At 37.5% G+C, this 26911-nt stretch carries 20 protein-coding genes, 1 tRNA gene and 1 pseudogene; 15 read left to right on the top strand and 7 right to left on the bottom strand.

From position 1 onward, the window contains the following. Positions 1-197: 197 nt before the first annotated feature. Positions 198-2837, top strand: coding sequence for an outer membrane beta-barrel protein (locus ACQY77_RS21225; RefSeq protein WP_428430087.1), 2640 nt, complete (start codon positions 198-200; stop codon positions 2835-2837). 221 nt (positions 2838-3058) lie between these two features. Here the strand turns inward: ACQY77_RS21225 and ACQY77_RS21220 are convergent, their stop codons facing one another. Next, the gene (locus ACQY77_RS21220) at positions 3059-3742 is read right to left on the bottom strand and encodes an arylesterase (RefSeq protein ID WP_421940319.1); all 684 of its coding nucleotides are present in this window, start codon (positions 3740-3742) and stop codon (positions 3059-3061) included. Between the two features lie 105 nt (positions 3743-3847). Between ACQY77_RS21220 and ACQY77_RS21215 the strand changes: the two genes are divergently transcribed. Together ACQY77_RS21215 and ACQY77_RS21210 are read left to right on the top strand one after the other, a co-directional pair. Next, a complete protein-coding gene (locus tag ACQY77_RS21215; RefSeq protein WP_428430085.1) occupies positions 3848-4537 on the top strand; it encodes an ABC transporter ATP-binding protein in 690 nt (229 codons plus the stop codon). Continuing rightward, positions 4530-7064 carry an ABC transporter permease gene (locus tag ACQY77_RS21210; RefSeq protein WP_421940321.1) on the top strand — a complete coding sequence of 845 codons (2535 nt, stop codon included), beginning with the start codon at positions 4530-4532 and terminating at the stop codon, positions 7062-7064. The genes ACQY77_RS21215 and ACQY77_RS21210 overlap by 8 nt, the downstream gene beginning before the upstream one ends. A 24-nt stretch (positions 7065-7088) precedes the next feature. On the opposite strand, the gene ACQY77_RS21205 is transcribed toward ACQY77_RS21210, so the two are convergent. Then, the gene (locus tag ACQY77_RS21205; protein WP_421940322.1) at positions 7089-7472 is read right to left on the bottom strand and encodes a winged helix-turn-helix transcriptional regulator; all 384 of its coding nucleotides are present in this window, start codon (positions 7470-7472) and stop codon (positions 7089-7091) included. A gap of 100 nt (positions 7473-7572) precedes the next feature. Here ACQY77_RS21205 and ACQY77_RS21200 point away from each other — a divergent pair, with 100 nt between their 5' ends. From ACQY77_RS21200 to ACQY77_RS21145, 12 genes and pseudogenes are all read left to right on the top strand, one after another. Continuing rightward, positions 7573-8313: an SDR family NAD(P)-dependent oxidoreductase gene (locus ACQY77_RS21200; protein WP_421940323.1), complete on the top strand. Its 741-nt coding sequence runs from the start codon at positions 7573-7575 to the stop codon at positions 8311-8313. A gap of 267 nt (positions 8314-8580) precedes the next feature. Next, positions 8581-9705 (top strand): DUF1972 domain-containing protein, encoded by a 1125-nt coding sequence (locus tag ACQY77_RS21195; protein WP_421940324.1) that lies wholly within the window; start codon positions 8581-8583, stop codon positions 9703-9705. Then, positions 9702-10478 (top strand): polysaccharide biosynthesis/export family protein, encoded by a 777-nt coding sequence (locus ACQY77_RS21190; protein ID WP_421940325.1) that lies wholly within the window; start codon positions 9702-9704, stop codon positions 10476-10478. Before ACQY77_RS21195 ends, ACQY77_RS21190 begins: the two co-directional genes overlap by 4 nt. Before the next feature lie 28 nt (positions 10479-10506). Next, entirely contained in the window at positions 10507-12696 is a 2190-nt protein-coding gene (locus ACQY77_RS21185; RefSeq protein ID WP_421940326.1) for a GumC family protein, read from the top strand. Between the two features lie 90 nt (positions 12697-12786). Further along, complete coding sequence (locus ACQY77_RS21180; protein WP_421940327.1) at positions 12787-14034, top strand: O-antigen ligase family protein; 1248 nt, start codon at positions 12787-12789, stop codon at positions 14032-14034. Then, the gene (locus ACQY77_RS21175) at positions 14024-15475 is read left to right on the top strand and encodes an oligosaccharide flippase family protein (protein ID WP_421940328.1); all 1452 of its coding nucleotides are present in this window, start codon (positions 14024-14026) and stop codon (positions 15473-15475) included. Before ACQY77_RS21180 ends, ACQY77_RS21175 begins: the two co-directional genes overlap by 11 nt. Then, entirely contained in the window at positions 15475-16626 is a 1152-nt protein-coding gene (locus ACQY77_RS21170; protein WP_421940329.1) for a glycosyltransferase family 4 protein, read from the top strand. The genes ACQY77_RS21175 and ACQY77_RS21170 overlap by 1 nt, the downstream gene beginning before the upstream one ends. 7 nt (positions 16627-16633) lie before the next feature. Beyond that, positions 16634-17635, top strand: coding sequence for a glycosyltransferase (locus ACQY77_RS21165; RefSeq protein WP_421940330.1), 1002 nt, complete (start codon positions 16634-16636; stop codon positions 17633-17635). Between the two features lie 22 nt (positions 17636-17657). Next, positions 17658-18239, top strand: a complete 582-nt coding sequence (locus tag ACQY77_RS21160; RefSeq protein WP_421940331.1) for a serine O-acetyltransferase — start codon at positions 17658-17660, stop codon at positions 18237-18239. 505 nt (positions 18240-18744) lie between these two features. Further along, positions 18745-18900 (top strand): annotated as a pseudogene (locus ACQY77_RS21155) (DapH/DapD/GlmU-related protein); the annotation flags it as partial. Positions 18901-18937: 37 nt separating this feature from the next. Continuing rightward, positions 18938-20389: an AMP-binding protein gene (locus tag ACQY77_RS21150; RefSeq protein ID WP_421940332.1), complete on the top strand. Its 1452-nt coding sequence runs from the start codon at positions 18938-18940 to the stop codon at positions 20387-20389. A 1-nt stretch (position 20390) separates the two neighbouring features. Beyond that, the gene (locus tag ACQY77_RS21145; RefSeq protein ID WP_421940333.1) at positions 20391-20621 is read left to right on the top strand and encodes an acyl carrier protein; all 231 of its coding nucleotides are present in this window, start codon (positions 20391-20393) and stop codon (positions 20619-20621) included. 2 nt (positions 20622-20623) lie between these two features. Here the strand turns inward: ACQY77_RS21145 and ACQY77_RS21140 are convergent, their stop codons facing one another. The 5 genes from ACQY77_RS21140 to ACQY77_RS21120 all read right to left on the bottom strand — a co-directional run bounded on the left by ACQY77_RS21140 (position 20624) and on the right by ACQY77_RS21120 (position 26867). Then, a complete protein-coding gene (locus tag ACQY77_RS21140; RefSeq protein ID WP_421940334.1) occupies positions 20624-22351 on the bottom strand; it encodes an alpha-L-arabinofuranosidase in 1728 nt (575 codons plus the stop codon). Positions 22352-22475: 124 nt separating this feature from the next. Next, the gene (locus ACQY77_RS21135; RefSeq protein ID WP_421940335.1) at positions 22476-23891 is read right to left on the bottom strand and encodes an exopolysaccharide biosynthesis polyprenyl glycosylphosphotransferase; all 1416 of its coding nucleotides are present in this window, start codon (positions 23889-23891) and stop codon (positions 22476-22478) included. Positions 23892-24022: 131 nt separating this feature from the next. Further along, the gene (locus tag ACQY77_RS21130) at positions 24023-24661 is read right to left on the bottom strand and encodes a response regulator (RefSeq protein WP_421940336.1); all 639 of its coding nucleotides are present in this window, start codon (positions 24659-24661) and stop codon (positions 24023-24025) included. Between the two features lie 682 nt (positions 24662-25343). Next, the gene (locus ACQY77_RS21125) at positions 25344-26456 is read right to left on the bottom strand and encodes a DUF1972 domain-containing protein (protein ID WP_421940337.1); all 1113 of its coding nucleotides are present in this window, start codon (positions 26454-26456) and stop codon (positions 25344-25346) included. A gap of 327 nt (positions 26457-26783) precedes the next feature. Then, a tRNA-Leu gene (locus ACQY77_RS21120) sits at positions 26784-26867 on the bottom strand. Positions 26868-26911 lie beyond the last annotated feature (44 nt).

Genomic DNA, 26911 nt, shown 5'->3' with positions numbered 1-26911 from the left:
ATTAATGAGTTAACCATTTGTATTCAAAAAAGTTACGAATGCCTGTTTTTCTCAGTTTTTATTATCCTGACGTATTTTTAAATGTCAAAACGACAATAATTATAAAATATCTTAACTAGCCAATCAGTAACATGTTGATTACGCTGAAGCGCTTTAAGAAAGCTTGCTGTATTTTTATGGCACACACAAACACATTCATGAAGGTTTTTACTAAAACGATTTGGCTATTCTTGCTTTTTGCAGGTATTTTCAGCAATAGTTTCGCACAAAATTATACTGTAAAAGGCATTGTATTGGATACTGCAGGCCTGGCACTTCCAGGTGCGGTAGTGCGCATTAAATCAGGTACCGATAGTATCGGAACCTCCGCTAATCCTGATGGCACCTTTACATTTGGTAAAGTTAAATCTAAACAATTCACCTTATCTGCAGCATTCATAGGGTATGATACTTTTATCAAACAATATGTTATCGAAAAAGGTAATACACTCAATATCAGTGACATCAAATTAAAACCTTCTTCCAATACCCTGGATGGTGTGGTTATATCCGGCACCCCGCCTGTTAAGGTTACAGAAGATACTGTAAGCTTTAATGCCAAAGCATTTCCTGTTAGGGATGGTGATGCAGTAGACGAAGTGCTTAAAAAACTACCCGGGATTAAGGTTGATAAAGATGGAAATGTAAGTAGTCAAGGCACACCGGTAACTAAAATTCGTGTTAATGGTAAAGATTTTTTTGGTACTGATGTAGCTACAGCCATCAAAAATCTTCCTGCCGACATTATCAAAAACCTTCAATTTATAGATGACTATGGCGATCAGGCAAAATTAACAGGTATTAAAACAGGTGAACCGGAGAAAGTATTGAATCTTACCATCGCAGAGGATAAGAAAAAGGGATATTTTGCAAGAGCATCTGCAGGTTTGGGTAATTCTGACAGGTACAACACCAATCTCCGTGGAAATAGCCTCAAAGGCGAACAGCAAATATCTTTTGATGGTACAATTGCCAATGCAAATATGCGCGGAGGCGGTGGTGATGGTATTACAACCCGAAACGCAGCCGGAATTAACTATAAAAACGAGTTCAGTTCCAAACTTTCTGCTGATGCAGCTTACAATTTCAACAGGGATAAAAACAATACTATCAGCTCAACTTATACCCAAAATATCTTGCAAGATGCAGGGCAAAATCCATTGAGCCGCCTGGAAGATGCCCGCAACAACAGCCAGAGCGACAACCGCAGCCATTGGTTTGGTGGTAATCTCGAATACAAAATCGATACCATGAACTACCTAAAGATTTCTCCAAACTTTAACTATAGCACGAACAATGGCAACACCGCAGGAGGATCGTTGATTACACAGGATACACTTTTTACGCGCAGAGAAAGTACCAATTTCAGCAATTCCAATAACATAAATGCCCGCGCCAATGCATTTTTCAACCATAAGTTTCCAAAAAAAGGACGTAACCTAACCATTTGGAGTAATATCAACTATTCTAACGGTGATAGCGACAGAGATGTTTATAATAAATATATCAATATACATAGCACAGCAACGGATTCTGTTGTGCAAAACCAAATCAATGGGCAGAACAACAAAAACCTTGGGCTCAATGTTGGTGCATCATACATGGAACCGCTTTGGAAAAAGACCTTTATTGAATTCAATTACAGCTGGAATCGTTCTGCCACTAACAGCTCCAGAGATGTATATGATGTAGTTGCCGGAAGCCAAACGTTTAATCCAGACCTAAGCAACATTTATGATTATCAATTCATTACCAACAGAGCGGGATTAAATTACAGGTACATTGGCGAAAAACTCAATTATACACTAGGTTTAAATGCACAACCCGCAGTTTTACGTGGTGAAAATCTGAGTGGCAACATTCAAACAATTAACAAAACCTTTAATTTTATCCCATCTGGCCGCTTCTCCTATAAGTTTTCGAACCAGGAATCTCTTGATATTAATTACTGGGGTAGAAACAATCAACCAGGATTTCTACAACTCCAGCCTATCGCAGACAATTCAAATTTGCAAAACATCGTTTCCGGAAATCCAGACCTGAAGCCAGAATTTATTCACAGCATTGTAGCGCATTATAAACAGGCTGATTGGAATGCCGGCAAAGTAATCATAGCCAATTTAAGATATGACCGTACAGACGACCGTATCGTAACCATCAAACAACGTGTTCCAGGCACGGTTAATCAGCTTACCAGCTATACCAATACCGATGGATATTATACCCTTCAGGGTGATTATGATATTAGCAGACCACTTTCTCCTGAACGAAAATTTACCATTGGGTATTCTGGATCAGGGCAGCTCAACAACAATATTTCTTTTACCGATGATAGCCGCATCGAGGCCAGAAACGTGTCATGGCGCCAGGAATTGGAATTTAGGGTAGATCTTAAGGATATCACCAACTTTGAGATAGAAACATCTTATTCACAGAATTTAACACACTATTCCAGTTCGGCATTTGAAGCACGCCAGTCTAACCGCTTTGAATACGGTATTGAAGGTAGAAATTACTTTTTCAAAGACCTCACTTTAGGTTATGATTTCAGCAAACAGATTAACTCGGGCTTTAATAATGGTGCCGTTCGCAATCCAACACTTTTACGTCTTTCCATGGAATATAAATTCATGAAAAATGACATGGCAGCGATACGTGTAGAAGGTTTCGACCTCTTCGATCAGAATTCTGGTATTTCCAGAGATGTATTCGACAACGTGATTGTAGACAGGCAGGTAAATAGATTAGGCAGGTATTTTATGCTTTCACTGATATACAGGGTACGTAAATTTGGGTAATGAGATTTGATAGTATTGGGATGGGAATCCAGTATCAGTGTCAAGATTGGGGTATCAAGTATCAAGATTGGATTATCAAGTATCAGGAGCGAGTATTCAGTTATCAGAATGCTCGTACCAAGAAACAGATTTTTGATTTTTTCCGCTTCCGTCTTTTAGATTTAATCTCTTTTCCATTCAGTTCTTAATCATTATAACGAATTCTTTAGGCTAAATTCTTATTACAAAACACCCTCAAGCACAGCCCATACATTCTCTGCCAGAATTTTATCACCTTCTGCTGTAGGATGTATGCCGTCTGCCTGGTTTAATCTCGGCACGCCACCAACCTTATCTAATAAAAATGGAATCAATATCATTTGATTTTTTCTCGCCAGGGCAGGAAAGATATCCTTGAAATCCTGCGCATATTTAGCACCCATATTAGGTGGAACCTGCATACCGGCAAGTACCATTTTCGCATCTGGATATTTAGCTTTTACCCGATCAACAATAGCCTGTAAGTTTTTAGTGGTTTGACTAACTGGCAATCCGCGTAAACCATCGTTAGCACCCAATTCTAATACAAAAACGGATACAGGCTGCTTCAGTAACCAATCTATCCTGGCCTTTCCGCCAGCCGATGTTTCGCCACTTAAACCACCGTTAATTACATTGTATGGTAAATTTAACGAGTCAATTTTATTCTGAATCAGTGCCGGATAAGCTTCAGTAGGATCAAGTCCATAGCCTGCAGTTAAGCTGGTTCCAAAAAACAGAATATTTTTCTTTGCTTTAGTTGTATTGAGTGACTTTTGGTCAGAAGAATCTAAAGTTTGATCGTGATTGCCTTTGCTTTGCTGATTACCACAGCTTAACAGTATTAAACTCAAAACAAAAAGACCTGTTATACGTTTTCGTAACATATGCTGTAAGTGTATATCTAATAATTAAATAACCAATATCTTAACAGCAACATCGCTGTTATGTTTGGTGCAGCTCTTTACGCAAACCCTAAAAAAATTCAACTATTGGAAAGCATATTGAACATTCGAAATGTAAGTAAAATTTACCAAAGTGCAGGACGCGAATTAACGGTTTTAGATCAAATCAATTTTTCGATATCGGCAGGCTCAACGGTTGCCATAACAGGTCCTTCCGGAAGTGGAAAAACAACACTTTTAGGTTTATGTGCTGGTTTAGATAGGGCCAGTAGTGGTACAGTGGAATTAAATGGAATAGCACTCGAAACATTAAATGAAGACCAGCGCGCTGCCGTTAGAAATCAATATGTAGGTTTTATTTTCCAGAATTTTCAGCTTCTACCCACCCTAACTGCACTCGAAAATGTGATGGTTCCGCTGGAACTAAGGGGGGCAAAAAACATTAAGGCTCATGCCCTGGATTTGTTGGATAAAGTGGGTTTAGCCGATCGCGCGCATCACTATCCCATTCAGCTTTCAGGTGGTGAACAGCAACGGGTTTCATTGGCAAGGGCATTCTCCAATCAACCAGCCATTCTTTTTGCCGATGAACCTACCGGAAATCTGGATGCAGAAACCAGTGAGAAGGTAATTAAACTGCTTTTCGATTTGAACAAAGATGCCGGAACTACACTGGTAATTGTAACACACGATCTCGAACTGGCAGCACTAACCGGCAGAAGTATAAAAATCAGAGGCGGCTTAATCATTTCAGACGAAAACCCAACTTATGCCTAACACACTTCCCAAGCCAAAAATAAAGCTTTCATGGCTGTTTAAAATGGCCTGGCGCGACAGCAGAAAAAACCGTTCTCGATTATTTCTTTTTATCTCTTCTATAATTTTAGGAATAGCCGCATTGGTGGCTGTTTATTCATTTAAAGATAACCTGCAAAGGGATATTGATTCCCAGGCAAAAGAGCTTACAGGAGCCGATCTGGTATTAGATAGCAGAAAAGGCGTAAGCAAATCAATGCAAAAAATGCTCGACACGCTTGGCGATGAGCGATCTCAGGAAAAAACATTTGCCTCGATGATTTATTTTGAAAAAGGTGGAGGTAGCAGGCTGGTACAAATGAAAGCACTTGAAGGAAAATATCCCTATTACGGTGCCTTAGAAACGATACCGCTTGCCGCCGCAAAAAACTTTCAAAGCGGGAGAAATGCATTGGTAGATCAAACTTTAATGCTTCAGTTTAATGCCAAAGTTGGCGATTCGATAAAAATCGGCGACCTTAATTTCAATATTTCGGGTACACTTACCAAGGCACCCGGACAAACAGGAATTGGATCCAGTATAGCTCCAACGGTATATATTCCGCTCCAATTTCTTGAAGCAACCAACCTCATTAAAACCGGAAGCAGGATAAACAATAAGTTTTACTTCAGATATAACGACCCTTCAAAAATAGATGAGTGGGTAAAAAAACAAGATAGCAAACTCGAAAAAGAAGGTTTCGATGCCGATACTGTAGAATCGCGAAAGGAACAAACCGGCAGATCATTCAAAGATGTGAACCGCTTCCTGGCATTATCCGGCTTTATAGCCTTATTGCTGGGCTGTGTGGGCGTAGGAAGTGCCATTCACGTCTACATTCAGGAAAAACTGGAAGCTATTGCCACGTTAAGGTGCTTAGGCCTGAAAGCCAGACATGCCTTCTTCATTTATGTGATTCAGGTATTTTTTATTGGGCTCATAGCTGCAGTTCTGGGTGCTGTTCTGGGCACTGGAATTCAATTTCTGTTACCTTGGGTATTAAAAGATTTTTTACCCATCGAACTGAGCATGCAGGTATCCTGGTCAGCAGTAGGTCAGGGCATTTTGCTCGGATTAATTATCTCCATTCTTTTTGCGCTCCCCGCCCTCCTATCGGTCAGAAAGATTTCACCCTTAAATGCTATCCGCATGTCTTTCGAAAAAACTACTGGAAAGATAGACCTCTTAACCTGGTTGGTTTACCTGATTATGGCTGTTTTCATTACCGGTTTTACACATTTACAGATGAAAACCTGGATACAAACGGCGGCATTTTCGTTAAGCATAGCCCTCGCCTTTATCTTATTGATCGTACTATCCAAAATACTGATGTTTCTTGTCCGCAAACTGTTGCCTGATTCGTCAAGCTATTTGTGGAGACAAGGTTTTGCCAACCTCTATCGGCCAAACAATCAAACATTAATGTTAACAGTCTCTATCGGTTTATCCACCGCATTTATATGCACTTTATTCTTTATACAGGGCATTTTAATGAATCGGGTTACCCTTTCATCAGGAAGCAGTCAACCTAATATGGTGATGTTTGATATTCAAAACACCCAGAAAGAAGGACTGGATAGCCTAACCAAAGCTTTTAAACTGCCTTTAATGAACCGGGTTCCGGTAATTACCATGCGGATTGAAGAAATTAATGGAAAAAAGGCCAGTGCCGACACCAATAACCGCCGGGCTTATCGCAATGAAATCAGGGCAACTTACCAGGACACATTAACTGCCGCAGAGAAAATCACAGCAGGTAAATGGACTGGAAAAATAGAACCAGATGAAACCGTTTATATTTCCTTAGATCAACGATACGCCCAACAGATTCATGTGCAGTTAAATGATAAAATACTTTTCAATGTTCAGGGTATGATGATTCCAACCGTTGTTGGAAGTTTAAGAGAAGTGAACTGGAGCAGAATGCAAACCAATTTCAGGGTCGTTTTTCCTGCCGGCGTATTAGAAGAAGCCCCTCAATTCCATGTATTGATGACCCGGGTTCCGTCAGGTGAAATATCGGCTCGTTTTCAGGGAGAAGTGGTACAAAAATTCCCTAATGTGTCTGTTATCGATTTAGATCTGATTTTAAAATTGCTGGATGAGTTATTAAGTAAAATTGGCTTCGTTATTCAGTTTATGGCGGGATTCAGCATGGTAACTGGCTGGATTGTTTTGATATCGGCTGTGCTTACCAGTAAAAACCAACGAATAAAAGAGAGTATTTTACTGCGAACTATGGGCGCCAGCAGAAAACAAATAATAATGATCAATGCAATTGAATACTTCTTTTTGGGTGCGTTTGCAGCTGGGGCCGGACTAATTTTAGCTTTTGGCGGAAGTTGGGCACTCGCCAGATTTAGCTTTGATGCTGCGTTTATTCCGCCATTTTTACCAACCTTACTGCTCTTTTCATCTGTTATCTTACTGGTGTTGATCACAGGTGTGCTAAGCACCAGGAGCATCCTCAACCAACCTCCATTAAAAATTTTGAGAACGGAAAGTTAAAGGCGAAATCAGGCTGCCAGCAATTTATACTTCAACATGCTCGGAAACTGATTCCTTAGGATTCAAACGACGATGCAGATTACCCCATTCAGACATGGCATTTAACATAGGTCGCATACTTTCGGCAAGCTCAGTCATTTCATACTCCACCCGTGGCGGCACTTCAGCATACACCATTCGCCTAACTACACCATCTTGTTCCAACTCGCGCAATTGGGCAACCAACATACGCTCAGAAATACCTTCAATAGACTTTTTTAACTCGCCATAACGCATCCTGCCATAAGCCAGTCTGCACAAAATGGCAGGCTTCCACCTGCCACCAATTACCCGTAAAGCTACAGCCATACCGCAGGTGTCAGTGAGGCGTTTTTCGTTCAAAGCGTTCGTAGAAGTTTCCTTTCTCATTTCTTACTATTTTGTTAGTACCTAACAATTTGCTGCTTGCCTACAAATATAAAATAAGGGCCTTAGGTTTGTGTCATAGTTTTTAAAAAAATATCAAATCATGAAAAAGTTAGCAAATAAAGTAGCATTAGTAACTGGTGGCAGCCGTGGTATCGGTGCAGCAACCGTTCTCCGTTTGGCATCTGATGGCGCAAGCGTAGCCTTTACCTATACCCGTTCGGCCGACAAAGCCGAATTGTTGGTACAAGAGATTAATGCTTCAGGCGGAAGAGCATTGGCTATCCAGGCCGATAGTGCCCTATCCACAGATATCATCAATGCTGTAAATAAAACCGTTAATCAATTTGGTGGTCTCGATATATTGGTGAACAATGCCGGCATTTATATCGGTAAGGATTTCGAAGAGCACACCATAAATGAATATGATCAGATAATGGACATCAATGTTAAAGCGGTATACGTTGCTGCGTTGGAAGCTGTAAAACACCTGAAAACCGGTGGACGAATCATTACCATCGGCAGTAACATGGGCGATAACGCCATCAGGTCTCAAACCACACTTTATACGATGAGCAAATCAGCCCTGCAAGGCTTTACCCGGGGTCTCGCTCGTGATTTAGGCCCAAAAGGCATTACAGTTACCCTGGTACAACCCGGCCCAACAGATACCGACATGAACCCGGCAAATAGCCAGCACGCTGATCAGCAACGCAGCAGAATGGCACTCTCCAACTATGGAAGTGTTGATGATGTTGCCGGACTGGTAGCTTTTCTGGCCAGCGAAGAAGGCAAACATATTACTGGCTCCTGGGTAACAATTGATGGTGGTTTTAATGCTTAATTAACCAAACACCCCTCCATTTATAAAAGGTTTCTGCCATCGGCAGGAACCTTTTATAGTTTTATACCAATCATTATTTCCCTAACGTCAATTAATTGTCCGGTCTAATGTTAGGGGCTAATTAAATCCCATCCGATGCCCTTTCCTGCTAACCGCTAGTATTAAAGGGCTATTGTACCAGCTTGCTAATATAAATACTTTCGTAAAGCTCAAATTAAGGTTTTTAACAAGGCTAATTTGACACAAAAACTTAATCATAATGACTTCATGCAGATAGCTATTTTAGGTACGAGGGGAATTCCAAACCATTATGGGGGTTTTGAGCAGTTTGCAGAATATCTGGCTTTAGGTTTAGTAGAAAGAGGCCATGAAGTGATCGTTTACAACTCCCACAATCATCCTTATCAGGAAAAAATTTGGAATGGGGTTAAGCTTATACACGTTTTCGATCCGGAATTTAAACTCGGAACCATCGGACAGTTTATTTATGATTTTAATTGCATCAGAGATTTAAAAAAACATCATCTCGATATTATTTTACAACTCGGCTATACCAGTAGTTCTATATGGTACAAGTTCCTACCAAAAAATCCAATTCTTACCACAAACATGGATGGTTTAGAATGGAAAAGGACCAAATTTGGGAAATCTGTGCGTAAGTTTCTGCTCTTCGCCGAAAAATTAGCCGTTAAATCAAGTGATCACCTGATAAGTGATTCGATAGGTATACAAAAATACATTAATGAAAAGTATAATGTTCACTCTACCTACATTCCCTATGGTGCTCATTTATTCAATCATCCAAACGAAAATAAACTGGATGGTTATAGCGTATCAAAATACCAGTACAATATGCTTGTAGCCCGGCTAGAACCCGAAAACAGTATAGAGGTCATACTTGACGGAATGGCTAAATCCACTACAGATAAACCTTTTTTGGTTATTGGTAAGCACCAAACCAAATATGGCAATTACTTAAAGGATAAATATAAATCTTGTAACAAAATCAGATTTGTTGGAGGGGTATATGATTTAGATACGCTCAATAACCTTCGGTACTTTTCCAATCTCTATTTTCACGGACATACTGTGGGTGGCACAAACCCTTCTTTATTGGAGGCCATGGCCTCATCAAGCTTAATTTCAGCAAATGACAATGATTTCAACCGCTATATCCTTGGAGATGATGCACTATACTTTACTTCATCGGATGAAATTACTGAGCAACTCAACCATACAGATAAATCATCGAGGAAATACCTCGATTTAGTGATAAACAACAACCTTAAAATCAAAGAACAGTTTAGCTGGAAAAAGATAATTGATCAGTACGAAGATCATTTCATCGCTATCCATACTGCAAAAGAAGCTAAGCTTCAACTTTCATCATGAGAAATCAACCCATTATTTATTTATTAATTGTAATGTCTTGCCTGCTTATCTCCTGCAGCGCATACAAACAAGTACCCTATTTTCAAGATGCTGAACTGAATTCAGTACTTCCTATACAAAATTACTCGCCATTAACGGTTCAAAAAAATGATATTCTTGGAATAAACATCACCAGTTTAAACCCCGAAGCATCGGCCATTTTCAATAATAATTTAACCAGAACCAATGGAAGTAACTTCGATGTAAGCCCAATTAACCCGGTTTTAGGCTATTTAGTAGATCAAAAGGGAAACATCACTTTGCCACTTCTTGGCGAAACCAATGTTGCCGGAATGACCACTTCGGAAGTGCAGCAGAAAATTCTTGCAAAAGCTTCATCCTTATTAAAAGAAGCAAATGTAACCGTTCGCATCTTAAACTTTAAAGTTTCAGTATTAGGTGATGTTGAACATCCGGGAGTATTTCCCGTTACCAATGAAAGGCTCACTGTAACCGAAGCCCTGGCCCTGGCTGGCGATTTAAACATTACCGCAAAGCGAAGCAGTCTCATGTTAATTAGAGAAATTGACGGGCAAAGGACAGTAATACCCATAGATTTAACCTCAAAAGACACTTATACTTCCAACAATTATTATCTCAAAAACAATGATGTAATCTATGTTCAGCCCGGAAAAACCAAATATGCGCAGGTAAGCCGTGGCTTCCAGACCGGAACACTAATCGTTTCTGCATTATCCGTAATTGCCATTGTGTTCTCTACCCTCCATAAATAAGCTGATGAATAATAAAATGTCACATGCAATGAATTCACAGGTTAAAAGTCAAAACGTATTAACCATTATCCTGCTGAGGTACCTGCCTAAATGGCCTCTTTTTTTGGCTAGCATCATCATTGCGCTTTTGATAGCATTCACCTACCTGAAAATTGTAAGTCCTGTATACGAAATAAAAGCCTCGCTGGTAATAGCAGATAAAGATAAAGTTGAAAAACAAAAGGCCGCGCTCGACGAAATAGATTTAGCCAATACTTCTAAAAAGGTAGAGATTGAGATGGAAGTACTTAAATCTCGACCCTTAATTGCAAGGGTTATAACAGATATTAACGCCTGGTGCACTTATCATGATTCAAGTAATGAAGAACTGGGAAATACCTCGCCAATCAGCTATAAACCTATTAATAGCCTACCCATTTATCAGGGAACAGCCCATGTAAAAATACTGGACACCAACAATATTGAATTGGTTTTAGGAGAAAATACCATTAAAGTGCCTTTCAACATACCATTTAAAAGTACTTTGGGATCAGGAATGATCCAGCGCACAAAAACGATTAAAAAATATGTTGGTGCAACAATCTCAATAAACTTTGATAACGCTGAAGAGATAATAACAAGGTATCAATCCAACCTGGAAACCAGGCTCGTTGATAAATTAGCCCCCATTATCGAAATCAGTTACAAAGATCAAAATCCCCAAAGAGGAAAGGATTTCTTAAATTATTTGATAGCTGAATACAAGAATAACAGCACCGATGAAAAAAACAAATTGATTAAGAACACCCTGGCATTTATTGATGAACGTTTGGGCTTATTGAGTGGGGAATTAACCTCAGTTGAAAAAAACATTGAAGGCTATAAAAGCAGTAATGGCTTAACTGATATTTCGGCCGAGTCAAACATTTACTTGCAAAACATGCAGTCAAATGATGGTAAATTAAATGAAGTTAACCTTCAATTACAGGTAATTGATGGCATAGAAGAGGCCATTAAGAAAAATAGTGTCCCAGCCTCCATCGGCATTGAAGATAAGGGCCTCGCCAATCTGATCGATCAATTATCAGCACTTCAGCTTGAACGAAATAAATTGCTTGCCACTACACCGGAATCTAACTATTTATTCGACCCGATAAATGAGCAAATAGAAACCACAAGTGCAGCGATTAAAGAAAACACCAAAAACATCAGGCTATCGCTGTTAAACATGAAAAGCAGCTTACAAAATGTGAACACCAGGGTTGAGTCGGCCATTAAAAGCTTACCTGGGCAGGAACGGGGTTACATCAGCATCAAAAGACAGCAAGGAATTAAGGAAAATTTATACACCTATCTTTTGCAGAAACGGGAGGAAGTTGCATTAAGTTACGCGCCAACTTTAGCCAGCGCAAATATTATTGAAATGGCCTATGTAAAAGCAGTCGTGTGGCCAAAAAAACCATTTGTTTATGCCCTGGCATTAATTATAGCCCTGGTTATTACCGCATCAATCATCATTATAAAGGAAATTTGGGGTAATAACATTTCTTTCCCTGCTGAGGTGGAAGATGCCTTAGCGAAACCCATATTATCTGAAATCACGACAGCCCCAAAAAATGCTAAATCGTTACTGCAACACAGCGACAGTTCGGCCCTGTCACAACAATTTAGAAGACTTCGGACTGAGATCGCTTACTTGCACGGGAATAGGGAAAAAGGGCGGATCACGGTAGTAACATCAGGCAAACATGGTGAAGGAAAGAGCTTTATCGCCACTCATCTTGCTACTTCCCTCGCCTCATCAGGCCGGAAAACAATTATCGTAGAATTGAACCTGCAAACCCCTTGCTTTATCGAACTTTTTGAGTTACCAAAGGCATCGCCAGGTGTTACCAATTTCCTAAATATGAAAGCTTCCAAAAAGGAAATCATCCAACATACTAAAATAAACAATCTGGATGTACTAAGCGCAGGCGAAACCATTAATAACCCTTCTGAACTCATTGAAAGTAAAGCAATAATGGACTTGCTCAGCCATTTGACAACCATTTACGAAGATATTATCATAGATACCCCTCCCATTGGAGTCTACACAGATGCATATGCTTTCGCCGGGCAGGCAGAATTAACATTATTTGTAATCAGAAAAGATATTACAAAAAAATCTGAGTTAAGCCTGGTTGGCAAATTATTTAATGAAGATCGCTTACCTAAATTAAACCTCATCCTAAACGGATAAAATCACCCATCGTGAAACAATTAAAAAACAATGGACATTAAAAATATAATAAGCCTTCTTTCTGTATTAAGCTATTTCATTTTTGTTTTAATGGGAGCTGATATAAAAAAGAACTATTTATTATATACCGTTTTTCTTTTTCCATTTATGGATTTGTTTATAACTACTCAAGATTGGGGTGGTTATAAAGTATTTGATATCATCAGTTATTTCACGGTTATTCTACTCATTGGTAAACCTAAGAACTGGCGAAGTATCAATACACTTTATACTGCAACGAGTTTTTTGTTAATGGTAGTTTTAATAGTTGGTAGTTTACACTCGGAATTTATAGCCAGATCTTTTGTTTTCTTATCTCAGTTTGTAACCGTATTCATCTATGCGAGCATATTGGTTAGACAATTACATCAGGAACCCACTTTTATTTACGATATTTTAAAAGGACTTAAGTTTTCCTGCTTGTTCTCTTTGGGGTTTCTAGCCCTGCAATTGATTTTTGGACTCTCTGTAGCGCTATATAAACTTAATCTCAATGCATCTGCATACGATTCCATTATCCGCTATCCCAGTTACTTTGAGGATCCTCAGAAATACGGTCAGTTTTTAGCCATGAGCAGCTTCATATTTCTTATTGAAAATCCGGCAAAAAAAATAAACAGTTTAATTGGTCAGGCTTTATTTTTTCTGGTCATCATCTCCCTCTTTTTAACAGGTGTTAGAGCAGCTTTTACCGGCTTATGCGTAGGCATGATCATACTGTTTCTCTTTGGCGATAAAAAGTATAAAATACTGGGTATTGCCTGCGCTGTAATTGTTATCATCACTGCAGTATTCTTCGCCAATCATTTTGCCATATTTAACAGGGGTGCTGATGTAAACGATACGGCCAGCGTGAGATATGCCTATTGGGAAGGAGCCTACAAAATATTCCTTCAAAACCCCCTTTTAGGCATAGGGATTGGCAACTACCAAAACTATGTTTCCCTCCATGCACAAGATCAGTTCTGGCTTTTTTTTGGAACGTATGAATACATGGACCACCCTGAAAGCGGTTATCTTAAGCTTTTGGTCGAATTTGGAGTCCTCGGATTTATACTGCTCCTGTTTTTAATTTTTGTTCCTGTAATAAATGCCTTTTATGTAATCATAAATCCTGTTTTTGCTGATGGAAAAAAAATATTACTCTTTGTGTCTGCAAGCCTCATTTGCTGGCTGGTAGCCTTTGTAACCGTGTATTCATTTAGTGATTTGAGGATAGGAATTTTTGTAGTAACACTCATCTCCATCTTGATATCCTCTTCTTATGGCTCAGCAAATTACAAGTACGATGAAAATTAGCGCGTTCATCCATAAGATAAATGAATCTCCCGTCCTTAAGAATAGCATATGGGGATTAGTATCAAGCTTTACACAAAACGTATTGCTCAGTTTATTCTTTGTCATTGTGGCCAGAAAGTATTCTACTTTTGATTTCGCCCAGTTTTTAATTGCCAATACACTATATCAAATCGTTGCCGCTTTTTCTACATTGGGACTTGGACAATGGTTTGTTCGCGAATATCTGATTAGTGAAGACAAAAAGTCTCTCATTAGCAAATTTCTAAAAATTCAATTCTATTCCGGCACCTTCTTCTACGTCGTTAATTTAGCATTGGCCTATTTCATCTACGATGGCCAGCTGGTTAGAGAATTATCTGTTGTATTGGGTATAAATGTAGTTTTCGATAATATAATTTTTGCTATAAAAAGCTTAAACATAGCCGATTTCGAACAAAAAAAGACTTTTAGAATATTATTAATAGATGCTGTATTAAGATTTCTGATAAGCGTTGTATTAATCTTCTATCCCATGCCAATGATGGTATTTTGTTTAATGATTGTTGCAGTACGGTTTGCCACGCTTTACTTGTTTATCAATATTGGTGTTAAACATCTGGTAAATTTTACAACCATCATTAAAACCAAAGTAAGCTACCAGGATTTGAAAACACTCATTTCTAACAACTGGTCTTTTATTGTAATTGGTAGTATTTCAATTATATACTGGCGGATAGCCAGCATTATTATTTCCAAATTGCTAACAGATACAGCTGTTGCCAACTATGAAATTTCATTTAAAATATTTCTACTGGCGCAATTGGTCCCACTTATATTATCATCCTCCGTTTTTCCCTCACTTGTAAAACTTTTCGAATTGCCGGATAAGTCGGAGTTCAAAGCCCATTATCGTAAATTTTATCTAATTTATTTAATCTTCGGATTAGCTTCATTCACTTTCATATTTTCTTTTTCCAGCATCCTTATCCCCTTCGCATTTGGATCTACCTATACCGAAACAGCTCAATACACAGCTGAAATGTTTCTAACCATGATTGTGTTTCCAACTTTTCTACTCCAGGCCAACGTTTTAATCGCCATGAAATTGGAAAAGTTAGATATGCTATTAAACCTAATAGGAATTGTTGTTTACCTCATCCTAACGTTTATAGGCTTTTACTATGTGAAGTCTTTGAGTATAATCAATTATTCAATCTTTATCTCTTTCCTTATTTTACACATCATTCAGGATATTATATTAATTAAACGGCAGATTATAACCTTGAAATATGCGCTCAGGGTATATTTTTCCATTACCGCCACAGTATTAACATACACATTCCTATCAGCAAACATCAATCCTTACCTCTTATTTATCACATTTTGGCTATTGATTTTGATGGTTGGTTTATTCCTAAAAAGATTTTTTACACACATAAAACCTGATCGACAATTAATTTAATGAAAAATCAGCATCCAAATATTTTAATGTTACACAGCTCTTCTGATGTTTATGGGGCGAGTAAAATTTTCCTGATTACGGCTTCATTGCTTAAAAAAAATGGCTATAACGTAACCGCGGTACTTTCTGATGATGGACCTTTAATCCAACAATTAACAGCATCAGGAATTGAGGTTATCGTATTAAAACTCGGCATTTTAAGGCGTAAATATTTCAATATAAGCGGACTATTTAATCGTTATTCAGCATTTAAAACTGCCAAAAAGAAATTGATTGAAATCATCAATCAAAAGAAAATTGATACAGTATATTCTAATACTGCAGGCGTTTTGGTGGGTGCTTTTGCGGCAAAAAAATGCAATGTTAAGCACATTTGGCACATTCATGAAATTATTGAAAAGCCCGCCCTATTCAGTTTAATAATAGGCAAGGTAATCAACAAATACAGTGATAAAGTGCTGGTGGTATCTGATGAAGTAAAAAAGCACTGGTCAAAGCACATTGAACGTAATAAAATTCTGACCATTCACAATGGCCTGGATTATTCGGAATATGCGATTGATCAATCATCCATCAGGCAAGAACTTAACATTCAACCCCACCACATCTTAATTGGCATGGTGGGAAGGGTAAATGCCTGGAAAGGACAGAAATACTTTCTGGAACTGGCTACTCAACTCACAAAACAATTTAACAACATCAAATTCGTAATGGCTGGCGATGCCTATCCCGGATATGAATATCTCCAGGATGAGCTGAAAGAGATCATCATAAAAAGAGGACTTCAAAATACAGTGCTGGATCTAGGTTTCAGGAAAGACATACCCAATATTTTAAAAGGCTTGGACATTTTTATACTACCCTCTATTTTGCCCGATCCTTTACCTACAGTGGTTCTTGAAGCTATGGCCAGTAATAAACCTGTTGTTGCAACTGCACACGGAGGGGCGCTGGAAATGGTAGACAATATGAATACAGGGATTTTAATCCCCTGGAACGATGCAGAAACAGCGGTTAAATCCTTTTCTCAGCTGGTATCTGATGGGCAACTCCGCAAAAAAATGGGCGATAATGGACACAAAAGGGTAAACCAATTTTTCTCCAAAGAACAGTATGAAAGATGCATCATTAATGCCTTAGAATTTAATTGATAAAGTGATGAGCGAGCTATCCATTATAGTACCCGTATACAATAAAACCGAATACCTGGATGTATGCATTGAGTCTATCTTAAGTCAATCTATGACCAATTTTGAGCTGATTTTGGTTAATGATGGCTCCACCGATGACAGTGGCAAAAAATGTGATGAATTTGCAAAAAAAGATGCTAGAATAATTGTCATCCACCAGGTAAATAAAGGTGTATCATCGGCCAGAAATGCTGGTCTAGCAGTAGCAAAAGGCCAATATATTGGGTTTGTTGATGCCGACGACGTTTTGAATACCAAAATGTATGAAGTTTTAATTACGAACATCAAAAAACACCATGCCGACATATCAATATGTGGAGTGAAAAGGATTTCACCGGATAAAGTTCAATTATTTGGAGGCAATAAAACCATCAAAGTTTATAACCGCGACGAAGGAATTACGGGTTTGTTTGGTGGTGAGATTTTATTAAGTAATTACGATAAAATTTATAAAAGAGAAACCGTTCAAGGCATTTATTTCGCACCTGATTTATCAATCTTTGAAGATGCCTATTACAATTTTGAGGCATTAAAAGCAGCAAACAAAACAGTTTACGACGACAGTATTTTATATGATTACATGATCAGGGACAATTCACTTAGCCAGGCTGCATTTAACCAGAAATATATGAAGCCCCTGCTCCTAACCCGTAATATCGTTAACATCTGCGAAAACGAACTGCCCCATCATGTGGATGAAGCCAAGGCTTTCGATTTTAACATCAACATGATCAATTTGAATATGATTTTGGTAGAGTCAAGTAAAGCACACGACAAAGAATACCGCATAATTAAAGAAAACCTCCTGCATTATGCTGATTTCTACAAAGGAGGAAGATTTGTGAGCAAGAGATATAAATATGGCTATACACTGTTCAGATTTTCGCCTTTCCTCTACAGCAGTATTTTGAAATTTTATAGCGCATTAACCAAATCTGAACACATAAATCGAAAAAAAAACACACAATAATTATTACAAACGGAATGCCTTTATGGAAACTTTTAATCATACCCCAAATAAAACTACACAAAGAAAGACCTATCATATTTTTCAAGACTGGAAAATAAACAAGGGAAATATCAAAGGACGAATTGTACTCGCACTGTATCGGCTGGCCACACTGATACGAAGCCAGAAAATACTCGTTATACTTTTTTTCTGGTACCTCCTGTTCTATCGGATTTTTGTAGAGTGGTTCTTAAATATTGAGATACACTGGAATTCAACAATTGGTAAGGGGCTTAGGTTAGAGCATGGGCATGGAACAGTTATACATGGCGATGCAATTTTAGGCGATTACTGTACCATCAGGCATTTAACAACAATAGGAATCATTAAACATGAAGATGGCAGCTATACCCCACCGCCAAGGCTCGGAAACAATGTTGATGTGGGAGCTAGTGTAACCATTATTGGAGGAATTACCATTGGGGACAATGTTTTGATTGGCGCAGCATCGCTGGTGGTAAGAGATATTCCGGCAAATACTACCGCACTGGGCAACCCTGCCCGTGTGATTAAACGACATGATGAGGCCGGGCCCTTAAAACAATCCTCAAATGGCACAGTTTAAATATACCGAGCAACTCCAAAACAGGTTTTCCGGCTGGTCTGGCCGGGATATAATCAGCACCCTGTTTACCGTATTGATTTATACGTTGAGAGGAAGTTATGCCCGCTTATTTATGGGTAAAACCAAGGGCCTGGTTATGGTTGGGAAGGGTGCAACCATTCGGTATGCTAATCATCTCTATGCTGGCAATGATTTAATAATTGAAGATTATGCAGAGGTAAACTGTATGTCATCAAAAAACATCACCATTGGTAATCGGGTAACCATTGGCCGCTTTGCCATTATTCGACCTTCAAATGCGTATGGAGGTGAGGTTGGTGAAGGATTAAAAATAGGTAATAACTCCAGCATTGGTACCTATAATTATATCGGTTGTTCGGGTTTTATCGATATCGGCAATAATGTTATGATGGGGCCACGTGTGGGGCTTTTTGCCGAAAACCACAACTTCGAAAGAACTGATATCCCAATGCATGAACAAGGGGTGGAAAGAAAATTCATTACCATAGCCGATGATTGCTGGATTGGGGCCAATAGTGTTATACTCTCTGGCGTAACCATTGGAAAAGGATCTATTATCGCTGCAGGTAGTGTGGTTACCAAAAACGTAGATCCTTATAGCATCATGGCTGGGGTACCCGCTAAATTGATAAAGAGGCGATAACTAAGCTTTTTAATAATTAAAAATTAAACAAACTATGGACTTAATTAAAATTCTCCAAACCCATTATGAAAACAATGGAACAGCAGTAACTGAGAAATCAAACAGCTACTCCTATTCGGAATTCCTCAACCATTGTTTATATGCCAGGGAATACTTTGTAAAGCACAATATCAATAAAGTTTTGATTACTGCCCCACAGGGATTTTATGCATACACATTGATTTGGGCTGCATATCTGGCTGGCACTACCTTTTGCCCGGTAAATGTAGGCTTGCCCGAAGATAGGAAAGCTTACTTTATTAAGCAATTTGAACCTGACTTAATCATTGATACAGAAATACCTGACACTGATATAAGCGAACGGTTAACAACACCCAAATCATTTTTTGAAAATGTAAGCAATGTACTGCCCCATTTTGAATTCGATGTCCGAAACGTCGACTCAACCGCCTATGTTATTTTCACATCGGGTTCAACAGGCTTGCCTAAAGGGGTAATGATTCCAAGAAAATCATTGAATAATTTTATAGGATTTTGCATTCAAGAGTTTAATGCATCATCAAATGATATCTGGGGACAATATTCTAATCTGGGCTTTGATATCAGCCTTCTGGATATATTTACAGGCATCATAAGTGGTGCTGCTGTTATACCTTTTCCTGGTACAGCAGAAAAACTGCTTCCGGGTAAAATTATAAAGGATAAAAAAATAACCATATGGCATTCGGTTCCAAGTGCAATTGATTTAATGCTCAAAACCAACCATATCAACAAAGAGATCTTAGGTACTGTTAAAACCATGATTTTTGGAGGTGAACGCCTATTTCCTTCCCAGGTTCAATTACTTTTTGACGCAAATCCGGAGTTGCTGATATATAACTTCTATGGTCCTACAGAAGCAACCATATACGCTACTTACCAAAAATTAACCAAAAACGATTACCTGCAATACTGTACCAGCACAGTTTCTATAGGGAAGCCATTGCCAAATTATGAATTAATGCTTCAGGATAAAGAAGAGCAACAACGCGAGCTGATTATTTTAGGCGATTGCATTGGCAGTGGCTACCTTGGAATAAAAAGCAATACCGAAACCGCAGCTTTTAAAGAGATATCTGTTAATGAGGTTAAAAAATGGTCTTATTCCACAGGAGATTATGTTGAATATATTGACAATAATCTTTATTACGGATGCAGAAAGGATTCTCAAATCAAAATTAAAGGTAATCGCATTGATTTAAGTGAAATTGATTACGCATTACGCGAATATGGCTGTATTACCAATATCACAACCTGCATTGGGGATAAAATCATATCATTTGTTGTTTTAAAAGATTTTAGTGAAGCCAGCCTTCAAAATTATCTGAAACAAAAGTTACCCGCGTATTATATTCCGAATCTAATTATCAATAAACCCGGCTTGCCATTTAATAACAGTGGAAAGATAGATCTTAAACAATTATTGTCAGAATTAACACCCTTATAAAATGAACATTAATCAATCAGAAGTACTGCAAATCATAGCTACCGCTTTGGAATGCGAACCAGCATCCTTAAATTTAGACTCAGCACTCGGTCAGCACTATAACTGGGATAGCTTTGGACATTTAAGCATCATGGTTGCTTTAGAAAACAAGTACAATATCGAAATCAGTGAAGAAAATATAGTTAAACTTCAATCTGTTAACGACATTTTAAACTTCATTAGCAGTCAATAAACTTATTTATTAGTGGCAATTAGATATACTACCCCATATTTTGGAACATTAATGTTAATTTTTCCAGCAGAAATAGTAGATCTTTTTGCCGCTAAAGTGGTATATCCTGAAGGACCACCGGAAACTCCCGTTGGGCCTATACCATTAACAAATACTTTCCTTGAAAAATCGACACTTCCTTCGCCTTCCAGCGTATAGGTATAATAATGTTTCAGCGTAGATGCGACATCAATATTTACAGATACCATTTCATCTGATTTTGACTTATTTATAATAACCATGCTTGTTTCACCTGAAGAAAAGCTGGAAGCATATGATAAAATATCACTATTACCGTTAATCGAAGTTTCAATCAAACGATCGCCAATTAACTTTTTAAAATAGTACATATAGAAGAATATCGGCCTTGGATTCCATTTTTCCGAATTATCCGGCTCATCTCCGATACTAATAGATCCAAAGTCATTCCCGTTATCATACTTACCTAATAAATCCCATCTGGCAGCCATTGCCAGGTTGGCTTTGAGCATTTCAGCCATGCAAATTGTAGCATGTACACCCGCAATTGCTGAAATTTTCTGTTTACTACCGGTCGAAAAAATGTTCCATTCTGTCATGGCAATTGGTTTCTCTACCCGCCCGCTTTCCAGAAAAGAACTACGTAAATAATTTTTTATAGCATCGGTTTGGATGGTTGCAGAATTTAATATGGTTTTAACAGCGCTGTTCTCACCATAGTCAGTATAATAATCATGTATAATATAATAATCAGCGATATCCTGTGCCTCAGCAAAATAATCTCTATTCCAGGAACTTTCTGCTGGATTTATATTGTGAGGTGTAGGTCTGCTGATCAATTGTGCCCCGATGTTAATTTTGTATCCTTTTTCAGCAGCAGCCTTTCGCATCGAATCTGCAAAAACCTTAAAATGCTTACCATAAAGCGTTCCACTCATGATTTGAGGCTGCTTATCTTTATTTAAAGAAACATCAATTTTCCAACCAGGTTCCCAGTAACCATAACTTTCATTACCTACTTCCCAAAACTTGGTTCTTCCATTATCATATCTAACCCAATCAGCTGCCAGATGCGCTGCTTGCTGTACAGGGTTTGCACTTAACCCATATCTTGCATAACCATAATTCACCGTTATTATTCCTGTGGAGCTGGTAAGACTGAGTAGCTTATAATAATTTTCAAGTGATAATGTCCAGGGCTCATCATTTTTACCATACCAAACATCATTAGTAGTACTATCACCATTTGAAGCAAATATTGCAGAAGGAATATCAGCTGGTTTTTCTTTGTTAGTTCTATTCCAGAAATATAAACTGCTAATATCTCCTCCCGGGAAACGAATTATACCCGGGTCAAGGTTTTTAATGTGTGTAATCAATTTACCTTCTGTAACCATTTGCCCTGAAAACGGATTAGCGTTATTCCCATTAATATAGGGCGTTACACGACTTAAAACTTTACTCGTGTTAACATTTATGATTGTAGTACCTGTTTTTGATAAGGGTTCTACGTCGGTAAATACGGGTAAGGTTAATTGCCTTGCAGACCAGTCGCTGAAGAAGGCTCCTTGTGATTTGAATGGAATGCTATCCGTGGAAAAGGTATCGCTAATGGCTAATTCGCCGGTTTTGTCACACCCTATTATAGAAAATAAAATAACAACGAAGAAATAAATTAAACCTAATTGCACCGGCATCTTATTTGTAAACATGAAAATAGCTTATGGGATGTAAAACATTAAATCAATTTGAAGGTAAACCCCTCAAATTGATTTAACACTTTTTTTACACCAACTCCCAAAAGCTCTAAACTTCTTCCTCTAATATTAATCTTTATTAAAATGCATTTTCTTCACCTTTAATAGCGTTGGCAACAGTTTTAAAGACGATTTTGATATCCAGGAATAAGGACCAATTTTCCATATACCAAATATCATGTTTTACACGTCCCAGCATTTGTTCGTGTTTTTTGGTTTCCCCGCGATAGCCGTTAATTTGTGCCCAGCCAGTAATACCTGGTTTAAGAAAATGACGCACCATATATTGATCGATTAACTTACTATACTCTTCGGTATGCTTGAGCATATGAGGACGTGGCCCAACAACACTCATATGTCCAAAAAGAACATTAAAAAATTGAGGCAGCTCATCTATACTGGTTTTGCGCATAAAGGCCCCTATCCGGGTAATTCTGGGATCGTTTCTTGAAGCCTGCAGGTTATTACTATCCTTATTCATATTCATGCTCCTGAACTTGTAGCAGTAAAAGGGTTTGTTTTTCTTTCCAGATCTGAGCTGTAAGAATAAGGCATCACCTCTTGATTCCAGTTTAATCAGGAGTGACATCAGGGGTAAAAACCAGGAAAGCAGAAAAACTATAACTAAAAGACTGAAAACAATATCAAATAAACGTTTCACAATGCGATTTCCAATAGCACTTAAGGGCTCTCTCCGGTTTACTAAAATGGGAATGCCATCATAAAAATTATTAAAAATATAACTCGAATTGGTAAAAGATTCCTCTTCCCTTTTATACTGAATAAAGGAGGTTACATATTTGACTCTTACACAGTTTTTTTCTGCAAGATTAAGTATACCTTGAAGATCTTTGCACTGCTCTGGAAACTGAGTGGTATAAACTTCATCCAGGTTATTTTCTATTGCAAACTTAACAGTATCCTTTAATCTATTAATTTTTTTACTATTTCTTTCATCAATTACCTCTGTATTAAAATCTGTAAAACAACCTGCCAGATTAAAAGATAATTTATTCTTTAAAAAATATTTTTCTAAAACACTGGCCAAATCATGATTACCTATGATTACAATTTTCTTCTTGTGAAGATTCAGCTTAGGATAATTTTGTTCTGAAAAGTAAATGATTAAACGTACCGTTGATGTTCCGATAAATTGAGCCAGTAAAATGCAAAAGGTATAGCTATTAAAAAATTGAATATGCTTTATAAAGGCTAAACCAATAATCAATAGCAATGCCTGAGTTAAAAAAGTAGTGATCATTCTTTTGAAAAGTGAATCAATAGATTGAACATTTAACTGGTTATAGGTTCGATTAACAAACGATGCTATGAACCAGGTAAGATTTAAAAACAGAAGTAAAAAGGTAAGTTCTCTATTCGAATAATGATCATTTAAGATCCCAGAACCATAAACTAATCCGAATGAACAATTTAATGCCAATGCATCTAAAACGATTAACAATATGATTAAAATAAAAATGTGACGGCTTTCCATAATTTTAAATAAAAGATTAAATCTTTCTGACCTAAAAATCAGATGGGTTTATTTATAACAGATAAGCCCCCCAATATCAATGACTTAAACTACTTTTAATTCTTTGTGGGGATGGGATTGGAGGGAGATATTTATGATGCGTATGCTTGCAAATTATAATTACTAAATTTATTAATGGCCTCTATCTTGTTTTGAACATGCAGGCGTTTATAAATATTTTTACAATGATTTTTTACAGTGTTGGCACTGATATTTAATTGATAGGATATTTCCTTGTATAGCAAGCCCCGGCTGAGTAAAGAAAGTACTTCCAGCTCTCTTGCACTTAAACCATGAGTATCATTGGTTTGCCGCTGGTGTAATAGATTGATTACTTTACGGGCAATGTAAGGACTCATTGGAGAGCCTCCATTATACAATTCTATAATGGCATTTTGAATTTCTTCCTCACTAGCCCCCTTCAAAATATAGCCTGAGGCACCAGCCTTTAGCCCACTGATAATATTCTCATCATTCTGAAAGCCGGAATACATCAAAAACTGTGTGTTCGTAAGCTGAAGCTTTATCGCTTCGATAAGCGCTATGCCTGATTTTTCCTTAAGCTTAATATCAATTATTGCAATATCAGGCGCATCTTCAGGCAAACCCTGCATAGCTTCTTCAAAAGAAGAATAAACCCCAATAACCTTAAGAAAATGCTTTTTCTCAAGTACACTCACTAATAATTCACGATAGAAGTCATTGTCTTCTACAATAGAGATTGAGATCATAAATTACGTCATTTAAAATTAATAGCGCATCTTCACAGTCGACAACAGTTAGACAGGCCATTCGAAAATTTTTAATTTTCTAGGTTAAACATTAAAAAATTCGGGGATGTGAAATTTGGGATGAGTACAACAAGAAAAACAAAAAGCTTGCCAAGCTCTATATTTTCCGTATTATTAATCAGGCTTTTCCACATTTTTATGTTATAGAAAACAGCTTCTTTTAATGTAAAAAATAAAGTTTAATGGCATTCAAGACTATTTTAAGCCGTTTTTCAAAATTCAATAAGAAATAAATATATCTTCTTTATATTTTTATTAACATTATTAAATCACCAGAATTCGTACAGTTTGGGCTTAGGTATAGCACTATAAAATATTCATTTATAACACCACTAAATTGTTTTATCATTCATAAAACAACTTTTTTTTGAGAAGTGTGAGAAGGCCAGTAAAATGTTGCTTTGAATATTTCTCTACCAGAATGTAAAGAACGGGCTCCCATCGTAAATTTAAATGAGATTGGGTAAGAATTTAGCCAGGAGATTAAAATTTTGATTTTTATCCTTTTGCAGGAAACATGACGGCTGATACTAAAGCTACTTAATAAATAGAGTTGCAACACAAAAGATGTGCAGTTACTTAGCACTCCTTATAATAAGTCATGGAATTATTATAACCATCATTATCTTACAGAATCTATACTGTTCAATACACCATAAAAGTAGCGCTCATATCTTTCACCAATATGATCCCAGGAATAATATTTTTTTATCTTGATGACATTGTTCTCAAGATGTTGATTGTAGGCTTGGCTGTCTTTACCTTTTGCTTTCATTTGTTGTGTTATGTCTTCTGCAGTTTGAAAATATAAGGCATCACTGCCCACAATAAACCTGTTAAAATCATTGTTATGAACTGAAACTAAGCTTCTGCATGCCATGGCCTGTAGCAAAAGTGGATTTGTTCCACCAAGTGTATGTCCGTGAAAATATAAGTTTGAAAAATATCGCAGGTTATTAAGGGCTTTGTCGTCATAAATGCCCCCTAAAAACTTAATGTTTTTGTGTTTCCGGTATTTGTTTTTTAAAAACTTCCCATATCCTGTTAAACGATTTCCAATAACCAAAAAATCACGGTCCATTTGTGCCTTAACTACGCCATCCAAAATGATTTCCAAGCTGTTTTCAGGTTCCAATCCACCAATAAACAAATCATATTTGTATTTTAAAACATCAAAATCTGATAAAACCCGCTCATCTGCATCATCAAATATATAAGCCCCGTAAGGGATGTATTGCGATACTTTCCCAAACTTTTTAAATAAATAACTTTGAATGCCTAGAGAATCTGCAATTAAATGATCACAGTTAAATGCTGCTAATCGTTCAGTTAAAACAATAAGTTTCTTTAAAAAGAAACCATACTTTGCCCGTTTCCATTCTATTCCCCCCATGTTGGTTACTAAACTTACATCCTTTGGCATTTTGAACCTCCATACGGGACTACTTCGGTATCCAAATTGAAGTATAATATCAATTTGTTTATTTTTTAAATCGCGGATACATCGATAGTCATATATGAAACGTCCAAATATCCCCAATTTAAATTCAGGATCATGTATATGCACAATTTCAACTCCATTCCATAATTCTTTTTGATTCGCATGATTATGAGAATTGTATACCGTCACTTCATGCCCTCTTTCCACCAAACTTAAGGCAATATGCTCTGCACATTTTTCAAAACCACCGTATTGGCTTGGAATTCCTCTTGTCCCTAAAATTGCTATGCGCATTATTCTTTTTGTATATCTATCTGCCCTGTCCTCATTTCAGGTATATTATCTGCTAAATAAGAACGGGACTAAATTATCGACAACAGGAAAGCTCTACAATAGCCCTTAAAGACTACATTTTTAGGATGATGTATATAGTCAAAATTTTAAAAATTCGGTTTAAATGTAAATGTGTGTTCATAGCTAATCTCCAGCAGGTATCGACAGCCAATTTAAAATAAATGAAAGCTTATCAAGCAACTGAAATTCAGACAACAGATGAGTTTATAAATAAGCGCTGAAAACAAAGAAAGCTAACAATATGATTGTTAGCTTTTTTAAAAACTGTACCTGGAAGCAGATTCGAACTGCCACGCCGTTGCCAGCGCCACCCCCTCAAGATGGTGCGTCTACCAATTTCGCCACCCAGGTATGGTGCTGCAAATATAGTGTAATTTTGGATTTTGAAAAACCTA

This window comes from Pedobacter sp., from assembly GCF_965279535.1.
GTDB lineage: Bacteria > Bacteroidota > Bacteroidia > Sphingobacteriales > Sphingobacteriaceae > Pedobacter.
This window is presented reverse-complemented; position numbering and strand designations above follow the sequence as displayed.

Coding starts and splice junctions, on each gene's coding strand:
- ACQY77_RS21225 (WP_428430087.1), top strand. CDS start 198: ATGAAGGTTTTTACTAAAACGATTTGGCTATTCTTGCTTTTTGCAGGT.
- ACQY77_RS21220 (WP_421940319.1), bottom strand. CDS start 3,742: ATGTTACGAAAACGTATAACAGGTCTTTTTGTTTTGAGTTTAATACTG.
- ACQY77_RS21210 (WP_421940321.1), top strand. CDS start 4,530: ATGCCTAACACACTTCCCAAGCCAAAAATAAAGCTTTCATGGCTGTTT.
- ACQY77_RS21205 (WP_421940322.1), bottom strand. CDS start 7,472: ATGAGAAAGGAAACTTCTACGAACGCTTTGAACGAAAAACGCCTCACT.
- ACQY77_RS21200 (WP_421940323.1), top strand. CDS start 7,573: ATGAAAAAGTTAGCAAATAAAGTAGCATTAGTAACTGGTGGCAGCCGT.
- ACQY77_RS21195 (WP_421940324.1), top strand. CDS start 8,581: ATGCAGATAGCTATTTTAGGTACGAGGGGAATTCCAAACCATTATGGG.
- ACQY77_RS21190 (WP_421940325.1), top strand. CDS start 9,702: ATGAGAAATCAACCCATTATTTATTTATTAATTGTAATGTCTTGCCTG.
- ACQY77_RS21185 (WP_421940326.1), top strand. CDS start 10,507: ATGAATTCACAGGTTAAAAGTCAAAACGTATTAACCATTATCCTGCTG.
- ACQY77_RS21180 (WP_421940327.1), top strand. CDS start 12,787: ATGGGAGCTGATATAAAAAAGAACTATTTATTATATACCGTTTTTCTT.
- ACQY77_RS21175 (WP_421940328.1), top strand. CDS start 14,024: ATGAAAATTAGCGCGTTCATCCATAAGATAAATGAATCTCCCGTCCTT.
- ACQY77_RS21170 (WP_421940329.1), top strand. CDS start 15,475: ATGAAAAATCAGCATCCAAATATTTTAATGTTACACAGCTCTTCTGAT.
- ACQY77_RS21165 (WP_421940330.1), top strand. CDS start 16,634: ATGAGCGAGCTATCCATTATAGTACCCGTATACAATAAAACCGAATAC.
- ACQY77_RS21160 (WP_421940331.1), top strand. CDS start 17,658: ATGGAAACTTTTAATCATACCCCAAATAAAACTACACAAAGAAAGACC.
- ACQY77_RS21150 (WP_421940332.1), top strand. CDS start 18,938: ATGGACTTAATTAAAATTCTCCAAACCCATTATGAAAACAATGGAACA.
- ACQY77_RS21145 (WP_421940333.1), top strand. CDS start 20,391: ATGAACATTAATCAATCAGAAGTACTGCAAATCATAGCTACCGCTTTG.
- ACQY77_RS21140 (WP_421940334.1), bottom strand. CDS start 22,351: ATGTTTACAAATAAGATGCCGGTGCAATTAGGTTTAATTTATTTCTTC.
- ACQY77_RS21135 (WP_421940335.1), bottom strand. CDS start 23,891: ATGGAAAGCCGTCACATTTTTATTTTAATCATATTGTTAATCGTTTTA.
- ACQY77_RS21130 (WP_421940336.1), bottom strand. CDS start 24,661: ATGATCTCAATCTCTATTGTAGAAGACAATGACTTCTATCGTGAATTA.
- ACQY77_RS21125 (WP_421940337.1), bottom strand. CDS start 26,456: ATGCGCATAGCAATTTTAGGGACAAGAGGAATTCCAAGCCAATACGGT.